Annotated in this window: 11 protein-coding genes; 10 read left to right on the forward strand and 1 reads right to left on the reverse strand. The window is 69.6% G+C overall.

Annotated features, from left to right (window positions below; all coding sequences use genetic code 11):
- Window positions 1–69 precede the first annotated feature (69 nt).
- The 8 genes from aroF to JGU66_18010 all read left to right on the forward strand — a co-directional run bounded on the left by aroF (window position 70) and on the right by JGU66_18010 (window position 8,219).
- Window positions 70–948 (forward strand): 3-deoxy-7-phosphoheptulonate synthase, encoded by an 879-nt coding sequence (gene aroF / locus JGU66_17975; GenBank protein MBJ6762657.1) that lies wholly within the window; start codon window positions 70–72, stop codon window positions 946–948.
- A complete protein-coding gene (gene ubiE, locus JGU66_17980; protein ID MBJ6762658.1) occupies window positions 945–1,634 on the forward strand; it encodes a bifunctional demethylmenaquinone methyltransferase/2-methoxy-6-polyprenyl-1,4-benzoquinol methylase UbiE in 690 nt (229 codons plus the stop codon). Before aroF ends, ubiE begins: the two co-directional genes overlap by 4 nt.
- Window positions 1,615–2,217 carry a shikimate kinase gene (locus tag JGU66_17985; GenBank protein ID MBJ6762659.1) on the forward strand — a complete coding sequence of 201 codons (603 nt, stop codon included), beginning with the start codon at window positions 1,615–1,617 and terminating at the stop codon, window positions 2,215–2,217. The genes ubiE and JGU66_17985 overlap by 20 nt, the downstream gene beginning before the upstream one ends.
- Window positions 2,214–3,467 (forward strand): shikimate dehydrogenase, encoded by a 1,254-nt coding sequence (locus tag JGU66_17990; protein ID MBJ6762660.1) that lies wholly within the window; start codon window positions 2,214–2,216, stop codon window positions 3,465–3,467. Before JGU66_17985 ends, JGU66_17990 begins: the two co-directional genes overlap by 4 nt.
- Entirely contained in the window at window positions 3,464–4,483 is a 1,020-nt protein-coding gene (aroC, locus tag JGU66_17995; protein ID MBJ6762661.1) for a chorismate synthase, read from the forward strand. The genes JGU66_17990 and aroC overlap by 4 nt, the downstream gene beginning before the upstream one ends.
- Window positions 4,480–5,550: a 3-dehydroquinate synthase gene (locus JGU66_18000; protein ID MBJ6762662.1), complete on the forward strand. Its 1,071-nt coding sequence runs from the start codon at window positions 4,480–4,482 to the stop codon at window positions 5,548–5,550. The genes aroC and JGU66_18000 overlap by 4 nt, the downstream gene beginning before the upstream one ends.
- Complete coding sequence (locus JGU66_18005) at window positions 5,547–6,830, forward strand: 3-phosphoshikimate 1-carboxyvinyltransferase (GenBank protein ID MBJ6762663.1); 1,284 nt, start codon at window positions 5,547–5,549, stop codon at window positions 6,828–6,830. Before JGU66_18000 ends, JGU66_18005 begins: the two co-directional genes overlap by 4 nt.
- 87 nt (window positions 6,831–6,917) lie before the next feature.
- On the forward strand, window positions 6,918–8,219 hold the full coding sequence (locus JGU66_18010) for a citrate synthase (protein MBJ6762664.1): 1,302 nt from the start codon (window positions 6,918–6,920) through the stop codon (window positions 8,217–8,219).
- Window positions 8,220–8,312: 93 nt separating this feature from the next.
- Here the strand turns inward: JGU66_18010 and JGU66_18015 are convergent, their stop codons facing one another.
- Complete coding sequence (locus tag JGU66_18015; GenBank protein MBJ6762665.1) at window positions 8,313–10,127, reverse strand: AMP-binding protein; 1,815 nt, start codon at window positions 10,125–10,127, stop codon at window positions 8,313–8,315.
- Window positions 10,128–10,206: 79 nt separating this feature from the next.
- Here JGU66_18015 and JGU66_18020 point away from each other — a divergent pair, with 79 nt between their 5' ends.
- Together JGU66_18020 and JGU66_18025 are read left to right on the forward strand one after the other, a co-directional pair.
- Entirely contained in the window at window positions 10,207–10,593 is a 387-nt protein-coding gene (locus tag JGU66_18020; GenBank protein MBJ6762666.1) for a hypothetical protein, read from the forward strand.
- 150 nt (window positions 10,594–10,743) lie between these two features.
- Window positions 10,744–11,526 carry a bifunctional nuclease family protein gene (locus tag JGU66_18025; protein ID MBJ6762667.1) on the forward strand — a complete coding sequence of 261 codons (783 nt, stop codon included), beginning with the start codon at window positions 10,744–10,746 and terminating at the stop codon, window positions 11,524–11,526.
- Window positions 11,527–11,629: the final 103 nt, after the last annotated feature.

Genomic DNA, 11,629 nt, shown 5'->3' on the forward strand with positions numbered 1-11,629 from the left:
CTAAGCCATCTCGGCTATACATGCACCAAGGAGTTCAAAACCACTTGAACTCCATGAACTGGAGGCGTCGTGGGAGGCAAGCAGCCAGACGGCCCGGGCGCGCTCCGCGTGTCGCGTGCGGCACGTCCGGAGGGGACGCGGGTCCAAGTCGGGCCCGTGGAGTTTGGCGGGCGAGGCTTCGTGGTGATGGCGGGGCCGTGTGCGGTGGAGGGCACGACGCAGGTGGAGCACACCGCCGCGGCGGTGGCGAGCGCCGGAGCGCACGTGTTGCGCGGAGGCGTGTTCAAGCCCCGCACGAGCCCCTACGCCTTCCAGGGAATGGGTGAGCCGGGGCTGCGACTGCTCGCGGATGCGGGGCGCCGGCACGGCCTGCCCATCATCAGTGAAGTGATGGAGACCGCGCAGATTCCGCTGATGGAACAGCACGCGGACATCCTCCAGATCGGCGCTCGCAACATGCAGAACTTTTCGTTGCTGCGCGCGCTGGGCAAGGTGCGCAAGCCGGTGCTGCTCAAGCGAGGACTCGCCGCGACGCTGCAAGAGTGGCTGCTCGCCGCGGAGTATCTGTTGGATGGCGGTAACGAGCAGGTGCTGTTGTGCGAGCGCGGCATCCGCACGTTCGAGCCGGCGATGCGCAACACGCTGGACCTGGCCGCGGTGGCGTGGGCCAAGCAACACACGCACCTGCCCGTTATCGTGGACCCGTCGCATGCCACGGGAGAGCCGTCGCTCATCCTTCCCATGTCGCTGGCCGCCGCCGCCGCGGGTGCGGACGGGCTGCTGATTGAGGTCCATGCGAAGCCCGAGCAGGCCATGTGCGATGGGCATCAGGCCCTCACGCCCGCGGCCTTCGAGAACCTGATGCAGCGGCTGCCAGCCGTGCTAGACGCCGTGGACCGTCACCTTCTGCGGCCGGAGACTCCGGCCCAAATCGCGGGGGCGCGATGAGCACCGAAGTTCGTCAGATGTTTTCCTCCATCGCCACGCGGTACGACGTGACCAACGAGGTCCTCTCGTTCGGCGTGCACCGGCTGTGGCGCCGCACCGCGGTGCGCCTCAGCGGGGCGAAGCCGGGCGATCGCATCCTCGATTGCGCGTCCGGGACGGGTGACCTCGCGCTCGTCTTCAAGCGGAAGGTGGGCCCGCAGGGACGCGTGGTGGGCACGGACTTCTGCCCCGAGATGCTCCAGGTCGCGCCGGACAAGGCGAAGCAGGCGGGCCTCGAGGTCGAGTTCCAGGTGGCCGATGCGATGGCGCTTCCCTTCGCGGATGCCAGCTTCGACGTGGCGTCCATCGCGTTCGGCATCCGCAACGTGGATGACCCCGTGAAGTGCCTGAAGGAGATGGCCCGCGTGGTGCGTCCCGGCGGCCGCGTGGTGGTGCTGGAGTTCGGGCAGCCCGCGGGCTTCTTCGGTGGCCTGTTCCGATTCTACAGCAAGGTCGTGATGCCGACGGTGGGCGGACTGATCACGGGCAACCGGGCCGCCTACGAGTACTTGCCGCGCACCGCGGCGGCGTTCCCCGCGGGCGAGAAATTCATCGGCCTCATGGAGCAGGCGGATGCCTACTCCGCGCGCGATGCCCACTCGCTGCTGTTCGGAACCGCCTTCGTCTATGTCGGAACGGTCCGCTGAAGCGCGCAACCAGCTCGTCACGCAGGTCCTCAACGCGGTGGACCCGCGTCTCAAGTCGTCGCTGAGGAAGGCACTCGCCTCCCCCGGCCCGGCGCTGCGCCCCAGCGCCACGCAGACCGTGGTCATCGCCGGGCATCGGGCCGCGGGCAAGAGTCGCCTGCTGCCCTTGGTGTCCCGGCTGCTCGGGCGCCCCGGGTTGGATCTGGACGCGGAGCTGGAGCGCGCCTCGGGCCGCTCGCTGCGCTCCTGGGTGGCGGAGGCGCCAGGCGAGTTCCGCGTCGCCGAGCGGCAGGCGCTCCTGAATCAACCCCAGGGCACGCTGGTGTCCGTGGGCGGGGGCTTCCTCTCGCACCACCCGGACGCGCTCGCGGGCGTGTTCACCCTCCTCGTCCCGCTCACCTTCGAGACCTATCGCGAGCGGCTGCTGCGCGACCGCACGCGCCCCCGGCTGCGCCCCGAGGTGTCGCTGGAGGAGGAGATCTCCACGTTGTTCCATGAGCGCGAGGCGCTGCACGCGCGCGTCACCACCGTGGCCCTGGTCGACTTCCTCCGGGGCTGCCTCATCCTCGAGGAGTCCCCGTGACGCCCGCCCGGCGCGTCGTCACCCTGCCCCCTTCGCTCGTCGGCCCCGAGGCCGTCCGCTTCGCCAGGAACGCCCAGCAACGGGGCGCGGACGTGCTGGAGGTGCGCACGGATCTGCACGCACCCGACGCCATCGCGCCCCACGCGCTGGCCCAGGTGCTGCCGCTGCTCGTCTCCGAGCGAGGCCAGCCGATTCCCGCACGCTGGCTCGAGGCCTGCTGGCGCGCGGATTTCGACGTCGCGCACGCCCGTGTTCTCGCGGCGCCTCCGGGCAAGCTGCTCGCGTCGCACCACGCGGCCCGCTCACTGTCGTCCGAGGAGGCCCTGGCGCTGTGGTCGCGCGTGCTGCCCGAGGACGCGCTCGTCAAGCATGTGGAGCCCATGGAGACGCCCGCGCATGTCTCGGTCCTGCTGGAGACCCAGCGGCGCTTGAGGGAGCGCTTCGGGGCCCATCGCGTCACGGTGTTGGGCATGGGTGCCCTGGCGCTGCCGGCGCGCGCGGTGCTCGCCCGAGCGAATGTCCTGGACTACGTGGCCACGGGCGGAGCCTGGGCCGCGGCACCTGGACAGCGGCTGCTCGACGATGCGGTTCGCGAGTGGACCCGGGCGGCTCCCGGTTCGCGCGCGCGGCTCGGCATCCTCGGGACGTCGATCGCGCATTCGCGCTCACCGCGGATCCACCTCCAGCCGTTCGATCGCATCGACCTGCCCGAGGACGCGCCGGTGGAGGCGGTGGTGGACGCGATGCTGCCGCACTACGCGGGCTTCGCCATCACCAGCCCCTTCAAGCTGCGTCTGGCTCGCCACGTGGGCACGTCGCTCGAGGCCATCAACACGCTCGTGCGGCGAGGCTCCCGCTGGGAGGCCTTCAACACCGACACCGAGGGCGCGCGCACGGTGCTCAAGCGCCTGGATTCGGGAGGCGAGTGCCTCGTGCTCGGTGATGGCGGAACCACCGCCGCGCTGCGTGGAGTGGCTGGGGACGTGGGCCGCGCGCTGCGCGTACTGCGCCGAGCGGACGCACAAGGGCCGCTGCGAGGCGACGTGGTCTGGACGTGGCCGGACCGCGTGGCGGCACCGGAGTCCCTGCGCTTCGAGGGCGCGCGCGTCGCGGTCATCGCGTACGGAGCACCCGGGCGGCGCATCGCCCAAGACATCATCCGCCGAGGCGGGACACCGCTCATGCTCGGCGCGGCCTGGTTCGTCGCGCAGGCCCGGCGACAGCGCGAACTCTGGGAGACAGCGACATGAACACCTTCGGAAGCCTCTTTCGTCTCACGACCTTCGGCGAGAGCCACGGCCCGGCGCTCGGCGCCGTGGTGGATGGGTGTCCGGCGGGCGTCCCCCTCCTGCGCGAGCAACTCCAGGCCGCGCTGGATCGCCGCCGCCCGGGCCAGTCCACCATCACGACCGCGCGCAGCGAGCCGGACTCGGTGGAGGTCCTCTCCGGCGTCTTCGAGGACAAGACGCTGGGCACGCCCATCGCGGCCCTCGTGCGCAACACCAACCAGCGCTCGGGTGACTACGACAAGCTGAAGGCGGAGGACCGTCCCGGCCACGCGGACGCCGTGTGGCGCGAGCGGTACAAGCACCGGGACCACCGAGGCGGCGGACGCACCAGCGGGCGCGAGACGCTCAGCCGCGTCATTGGCGGAACCATCGCCGAGGCCTACCTGGCGCGCGACCTGCCCTCCATCTCCACCGTGGCGTACGTGTCCCAGGTGGGGAACCTCGTGGCGCAGGTGCCGCCTCCGGGCCTGACTCGCGCGCTCGTGGACGCGCACCCCACGCGCTGCCCGGATGCCTCGGTGCGTGACGAGATGTCCCGCCGCATCCTCGTCGCGAAGGAAGCGGGCGACAGTCTGGGCGGCGCCATCGACGTGCGCGTGGAGGGCCTGCCGGTGGGTCTGGGCGAGCCCGTGTTCGGCAAGCTCAAGGCGCTCATCGCCCAGGCGCTCGGCAGCATCGGCGCGGTGACCGGCGTCGTCTGGGGTCCGCCGGATCTGCTGGAGCGCATCGGACAGCCGGGCCTCGCCTTCCATGCCGTGAAGGATGCGTACGGCGGGGTCCAGGGTGGCCTCGCCAATGGCGAGCCGCTTCAGGTGCGCGCCTTCTTCAAGCCGCCCGCGACCCTCGCGGAGCACGCCAAGGGCGGCCGACACGATCCCTGCATCATGCCGCGCGCGGTGCCTGTCCTGGAGGCGATGGTGTCCCTGGTCATCGCCGATCTCGTCCTGCAGATGAACGCCCGACCCCACACCCCATGAGCCTCCTTCCCTCTGGCGCCTATCGTCCCCCCGCCGACCGGTGGGGCTCCTTCACTCGACTCGCCACGCGACTGCCCGAGGGCTGCGTGGCCGTGGTGGACCGCACCGTGGCGCGGCTGCACCCCGACCTCATCCCCGCGCTGAAAGCCCGCGAGCCCCGAGCCATCATCCAGCTCGTGGGCGGAGAGCGCGCCAAGAGCCTCGCATCCCTGGAGAAGGTGCTGGCCAACGGGGTGAACCTGCCCCGCTCCGGCACGCTCGTGGCGGTGGGCGGTGGCACCGTGGGAGACGTCGCCACGGTGGCCGCGCACCTGCTCAAGCGAGGCGTGCGACTCGTGCAGGTCCCCACCACGCTGCTCGCGGCGGTGGACAGCAGCCTCGGAGGCAAGGGCGCGGTGGACCTCACCGTGCGAGGCCGCGTGGTGAAGAACCCCGCCGGGGTGTTCCACTACGCCGAGGAGGGCTGGCTGTGTTCGGACCTCTTCGCCACCCTCTCCGCGCAGCAGATCCGCGAGGGCTCCATCGAGGCGTGGAAGATGGTCGCCACGCTCGACGCGGGGCTGTTCAAGCGCTACGTGCGCACGCCGCCCACGCTGGAGAAGCTGGTGCGGGACGCCAGGCGCCTCAAGGAGAGCGTCTGCGCGCGTGACCCCTACGAGCTGACGGGCCTGCGCCGCGTGCTCAACTTCGGGCACACCTTCGGCCACGTGCTGGAGAGCCTCTCCAGCTTCCAGCTCTCGCATGGCGACGCGGTGGGGCTCGGCATGTTGATGGCCCTGGACGTGGGCCGACACCTGGGCGCGACGCCGGGGATGGTGGCCGCCGAGGTCGAGGCCGCGCTTCAGAACGGCCCTGGCGTGCTGGAACGAGAGCATGCCGCCCGCCTGCTGCGCCGAGCCTCGCAGCGCGACGTCGTGGCGCTGCTCAACGCCGACAAGAAGGCCGGCGCCAAGGGCGAGCTGCGCATGGTGCTGCTGACGGCCCTGGGCGCCACCGATGTGCGCGACGTGGCCGCGGCCACCTGGCGTGAGCTGTGGCCCGCCTGGACCGAAGGAGTTCGACCATGAGCGCCGCGAACCCGGGTCGGGTCCACGTCGACTCCAGCGCCCTCCACGCCGCGCGCCTGACACCGCCGGTGTCCAAGTCGGACGCGCAGCGCGCCCTGGTGCTCGGCCACCTCACCGGAGCGTGGCCGCTGCCCAGTGTCCAGGCAGAGGCCGACGACGACCTTCCCGCCGACGTGCGCGTGCTCCGCCGGGGCGTTGAGGCGCTGCGGTTGCCGGCAGGTCCGGTGCGCGACCTGGACTGCGCGGATGGGGGTGCGCCGTTCCGAATCCTCGTCACCCAGGCCGCTGTCACACCCGGCATCCAGGCGCGACTGACGGGCACGCCACGCCTGGGCGAGCGCCCCCATGGTCCGCTCTTCACCTCGCTGCTCGCCACGCTGGGCGGCTCGGGGCTGGAGCTGCGCGAAGGTCAGCCGTGGCCCGTGACGATCGCCGCGCCCCGTGACACGTCGACGGCAGCGCCAGTGTTTCGCGTCCCGGGGGCCCAGAGCAGCCAGTACGCCTCCAGTCTCCTGCTGGGGTGCGCCTCGCTGTTCATGCGCGAACAGCGTCCGTGGAGCGTCGAAATCGAGGGCCCGCTGACCAGCGCCGGGTACCTCGATCTGACGGTGTCGTGGCTCCAGCGCTTCGGCTTCGCGCTGGAGGTGTCCGCGTCGCGCTACGCGGTGGTCGGATACCACCCGCCCTCCGAGGTCCCCTCTCTGCCTGGAGACTGGTCCTCGCTGGGCTATCTGTTGCTCGCGGCGTGGAAGACCGGGAGCGTCGTGGAGCGCGCGGACGTGGAGAGCGCCCACCCGGATCAGGCCATCCTCCGCCTCGTGGAGCAGGTGGGCCTCAGGGCCGTGCCCACGGGTGAGGCCCACACCCTGCGGATGGAGGGCCGCGCGCGAGGAGGACTGCTCGCGTCGGGCACCGAGTGTCCGGACCTGCTGCCCACCCTGGCCGCCCTGGCCTGCGTGCTACCGGAGCCCTCCACGCTGACGGACGTGGGCATCCTCCGGGTCAAGGAGAGCGACCGCCTGGAGGGCATCCGCACCCTGGTGTCGGCCTACGGAGGCACCACGCAGCTGGAGGGGGAACGCCTGCGCATCTTCCCTCCGGCCGCCCCACCCGAGCGGTTCGCGGTGGACAGCCGTGGAGATCACCGGCTCGCCATGACGGCCGCGACACTGGGCATCCTGTCGGGCGCTTCCTTGGAGCTGACCGGCCCCGAGTGTGTGGAGAAGAGCTTCCCGGGGTTCTGGAGACAGCTCACGCGGCTCGGGGTCCGTATTTCCTGAGCCCCGAGCGGAGCCATCAGTGTCACCCTCACCGACTTATCGTTCTTTTTTGTTGAAAGCTTCGAGCGCACTGTGAAATCTCCCGCCATGCCCAAGGACACGCTGACGATCACCGACAATCGGACAGGGAAGACGTACGAGGTCCCGGTCGAGAACGGCTGTATCCGCACCAACGCCCTGCGACAGATCAAAGTCAGTGACGAAGACTTCGGTCTGATGGGCTACGACCCCGCGTTCCTCAATACGGCGAACTGTAAGAGCGCCATCACCTTCATCGATGGCGACAAGGGCATCCTGGAGTATCGCGGATACCCCATCGAGCAGCTGGCCGAGAAGTCCAGCTACCTGGAGGTCGCGTACCTCCTGCTCAACGGTGAGCTGCCCACCCAGAAGGAGCTGGATCAGTTCACCCACCTCGTCACGCACCACACCTACGTGCACGAGAACATCAAGTCCTTCATGGACGGGTTCCGCTACGACGCGCACCCCATGTCCATGCTGGCCTCCACGGTGGCGGCGCTCTCCGGCTTCTACCCGGACGCCAAGCACACCAAGGATGAGATGAGCCGCCGCATCCAGATCACCCGGCTCATCGCGAAGATGCCCACCATCGCCGCGTTCTCCTACCGGCACACGATGGGCCTTCCGTACATCTACCCGGACAACGACCTGTCCTACGTCGCCAACTTCCTGGCGATGATCAAGCGCATCGGCACCACGACCTACAAGGTCCACCCGGTGCTGGAGCGCGCGCTGGACGTGCTCTTCATCCTCCACGCGGACCACGAGCAGAACTGCTCCACCACGTCGGTGCGCACGGTGGGCTCGTCCGAGGTGGATCCGTACTCGGCGGTGAGCGCGGGCATCGGCGCCCTCTACGGCCCGCTGCACGGCGGCGCCAACGAGGCGGTGCTGCGCATGCTCCGCGAGATCGGCCACATCTCCAAGGTCCCGGACTTCATCAAGTCCGTGAAGAGCGGCGAGGGCGAGAAGAAGCTGATGGGCTTCGGCCACCGCGTCTACAAGTCCTACGATCCGCGCGCCAAGGTCATCAAGCGCGTGGCGGACGAGGTCTTCGAGGTCACGGGCAAGAACCCGCTGCTCGAGATCGCCCTGGAGCTGGAGCGCATCGCCCTGCAGGACGAGTACTTCGTGAAGCGGAAGCTGTACCCGAACGTCGACTTCTACTCGGGCCTCATCTACGAAGCGATGGGCTTCCAGGTGGAGATGTTCCCGGTGCTGTTCGCCATCCCCCGCACGGTGGGCTGGTGCGCGCAGTGGGAGGAGATGGTGAAGGATCCGGAGCAGAAGATCGCCCGGCCGCGCCAGGTGTTCACCGGCTCCAAGCGCCGCGACTACGTCGCGATGAACGCGCGCACCGCCAAGTAGTCTTGGCGAAGTCAGTCCACGCGAAGTCCGCGTGACGCATGAGGGGCGAGGAACCCAAGCGGGTTCCCGCCCCTTCTGCTTTGCGGGCCCGCCTCAGTCGTGTCCGGGCGCGTGCGCGCCGTCCGCGTAGAGCGACTCAATCAGGGCGGCGTACTTCTGCTCCACGGCCTTGCGACGCACCTTGAGGGTGGGCGTCATCTCGCCGCTCTCGACGGTGAAGTCCTGGGGCAGCACGACGAAGCGCTTGATGGTCTCGAAGCGGGAGAGCTTCGGGTTGACCTCGCGCTCGATGCCTTCGTGGATGAGCGCGTGCAGCCGCGCATCCTGCACGAGCGCCTCCGGCGCCTCCGTCCAACCCTGCGCCTTGGCAACTCCGGCCAGCTTCTCCGCGTCCACCGTGACGAGCGCCACCAGGTAGTTGCGGCGGTCCCCCACCACCACGGCATGGCCCACGGGGTTCACCGTCTTGAGCAGCTCCTCGATGTTGGAGGGCGCCGTCTTCTTGCCGCCAGAGGTGACGATGATCTCCTTCTTGCGGCCCGTGATCCGCAGGTAGCCGCCGTCATCGAGCTGGCCCACGTCCCCGGTGTGCAGCCACCCCTCCACGAGCAGCTCCTGCGTCGCGGACGGGTTCTTGTAGTAGCCCATGCAGGTGTTGCCGCCGTGGACGAGGATCTCCCCGTCCTCGTCGATGCGCACCTCCACGCCGAGCATGGGACGGCCCACGGTGCCCATGCGGGTGGCCTCGGGCGTGTTGAGCGTGGCGGGTCCGGTCAGCTCCGTCATGCCCCACACCTCCAGCAGGACCATGTCCAGGGAGGTGAAGAAGTCGAGCACGTCCCGGCCAATAGGCGCCGCCGAGGTGGCGAACACCTGGCACTGCTCCAGGCCGATGCGCGCCTTGAGGGGCGCCAGCACCAGGCGCCGCGCGAGCTGATACTGGGCCTCCAGCCACACGGGCCGCTGCTCCTGCTGGAGCGCCCGGCCGTTGCGCTCCTGCGTCACCCGGCGCGCCCACCCGAGCAGGCGCTGCTTCAGCGCAGACTGCGCCCGGAAGCCGTCCTCGGCCTTCGCCTTGAACTTCTCCCAGACGCGGGGCACCCCGAAGAAGAGCGCGGGCCGCACGTCCTGGAGGTTCTTGCCCATCGCGTCCACCGAGTCCGCGAAGTACACCTGCAGCCCCAGCAAGAGCGGCGCGTGCAGCGAGATGATCTGCTCCGCGATGTGCGACAGCGGCAGGTACGACAGGAGCGTCTGGTCCTCCCGCGCCACCCGCAGCGTGTCGATGAGCTGACGCGCGGTCCAGGTGAGGTTGCGGTGGCTGAGCATCACCCCCTTGGGGTGGCCCGTCGTGCCGGACGTGTAGATCAGCGTGCCCAGGCCCTCCGGCTGGAGCGCGTTGACGCTGTCCCAGTAGGGCCCCTCGTCCACCCCCAGGCCCCGGGAGAGCACGTCCGCGTAGCGCAGCACTCCCTCGGGCAACGGGGCCGGCGCATCCATGACGAGGATGTGCTGGAGGGCCGGCAGCCGGGCCCGCAGCGCGAGCGCCTTCGTCAGGTACCGGGCGTTCTCCACCAGGATGAACCGCGCGCCACAGTGGCCGAGGATGTACTCCAGCTGCTCCTCGCTGCTCGTGACGTAGAGCCCCACTGGCACGCCGCCCAGGGCCATGGCCGCCAGGTCCGCGACATGCCACTCCTCGCGGTTGAAGCTGATGATGGCCAGCGGCTCCCCCGCCCGGAAGCCCAGGGCATGCAACCCGAGCGCGAACCGCTTGACCCGTTGTGCGTATTCGAACCAGGAGGTGGGCACGAAGTCCCGACCTCGCCGGGTCCACAACGCGGGCCGATGCTCGCGTTGGGTGGCTTGGTCGTGCAGCGCGTGGACCATCGTCTTGGGAAGGGCCATTCGCGGAATGCTAGTGGAACCCCCGGGGGCGGACCACGTCTGTCGTCTCCGGCGTTGACAGCTGGTTGGATGGCTTTGTATGCCGCGCCCGACCATGAGCATCGACTTCACCTGTCAGAAGTGCGAGGCGAGCTTCGAGCTGGACGCCCAGGACCTCATCGAGGGGACTGAGAAGATCGTCTGCCCGCATTGCGACTCGAAGGCGCCCACCAACCTCGCGGAGGACTTCGTCGCGGCGTTGACGGAGATGCGCGCGCAGATCGCCGCCCTCAGCAAGAAGTTCGCCGCCACCATGACGCTGGAGGCGGAGGAACTCGAAGACGAGCTTGAGGACGAGGACGAAGAGGAGGACGACGACGAGGACGAATCCGAGGAGGACGATGACGAGTCCGACGAGGATGAGGACGAGGACGTCGAGGACGACGAGGACTACGACGACGAAGACGAGTCCGACGACGACCGCTGAACCTCCTGCCTCACCCACGCCTCCCTGCCTGCCCTTCAACCTGGGAGGCGGGAGGTCGTGGATTGCCTGGGCGAGGTGACGGCGGCGCGCCCTCCCGAGGAGGAGGGGGGTGCGTAGCTTAGGGGTGTGAAAACGCCCAACCGCGCCAACCTGCTTCTCGCTCCGCTGTCCGCCGTGGTGCTGGCGCTCGGAGGGCTGCTTCTCCTCCCGGCGTTCGGGATTCCCGGCGCCGTCGCCTCCTCGAAGAAGGCAACGAAGGGTGCCCCGGGAACAAGTCAGCCCTGCCTCACCGAGAAGGGCGGCGATCCCAAGGCCTGCACCGAGCTGGTCGAGTTGGAAGTGAAGGACGTGGTGCCCCTGGTGGAGGCGCAGACGCACGCCGTCGTGCTGACCACCAAGGATGGGGAGACGGTGCTGCCAGTCTTCGTGGACGAGGCCGCGGCCATCTCCATCGCGTTCCGCCTCGCCGAGCGAGCGCCCCCGCAACCCCTCGCGCAAGACTTGCTGGATGACGTCGTGTCCAAGCTGGGGGGCCAGGTGACGGAGGTCCGCATCGACGACCTGCGCGACAACGTCTACAGCGGACGGCTCTTCCTCCAGCAGGGCAAGAAGCAGGTCACCCTGGACGCCCGTCCATCGGACTCCATCGCCATGGCGCTGCACAGCAACGCCCGCATCCGCGTCACGCGCAAGGTGCTGACCATGGCCGGCATCACCCGCGCCGAGATTGAGGCCCTCCAGAAGCAGGAGGAGGCCGGCCCTGGCGTGGGCGGCAGCGGGCCGAGCACGGGGAGCGACGACCTGGGTGGTGGGAGCGACGCGCTTCCGGTGCCCTCGCCCCATGGCCCCACGGGCGGCGGCGACTTGCCCGATGTCACGCCCCACCCGCCCGAGTCCCCGCCCGCGGGCGCGGGGAAGGAAATCAGCCTCTAGGCGGCGACCCAGCACCTGACGCGCGAAAGCCCGGCCCCCCCTCCCAGGGAAGCCGGGCTTTCTCTCCTCCGACGACGGAGGAGTCTTCAGCGAACCAACTCCA

This window comes from Myxococcaceae bacterium JPH2 (assembly GCA_016458225.1).
GTDB lineage: Bacteria > Myxococcota > Myxococcia > Myxococcales > Myxococcaceae > Citreicoccus.

Bases quoted from the DNA above. Each gene is read 5' to 3' on its own strand.
- ubiE (MBJ6762658.1), top strand. From the start codon at position 945: ATGAGCACCGAAGTTCGTCAGATGTTTTCCTCCATCGCCACGCGGTAC.
- JGU66_17985 (MBJ6762659.1), top strand. From the start codon at position 1,615: ATGTCGGAACGGTCCGCTGAAGCGCGCAACCAGCTCGTCACGCAGGTC.
- aroC (MBJ6762661.1), top strand. From the start codon at position 3,464: ATGAACACCTTCGGAAGCCTCTTTCGTCTCACGACCTTCGGCGAGAGC.
- JGU66_18000 (MBJ6762662.1), top strand. From the start codon at position 4,480: ATGAGCCTCCTTCCCTCTGGCGCCTATCGTCCCCCCGCCGACCGGTGG.
- JGU66_18005 (MBJ6762663.1), top strand. From the start codon at position 5,547: ATGAGCGCCGCGAACCCGGGTCGGGTCCACGTCGACTCCAGCGCCCTC.
- JGU66_18010 (MBJ6762664.1), top strand. From the start codon at position 6,918: ATGCCCAAGGACACGCTGACGATCACCGACAATCGGACAGGGAAGACG.
- JGU66_18015 (MBJ6762665.1), bottom strand. From the start codon at position 10,127: ATGGCCCTTCCCAAGACGATGGTCCACGCGCTGCACGACCAAGCCACC.
- JGU66_18020 (MBJ6762666.1), top strand. From the start codon at position 10,207: ATGCCGCGCCCGACCATGAGCATCGACTTCACCTGTCAGAAGTGCGAG.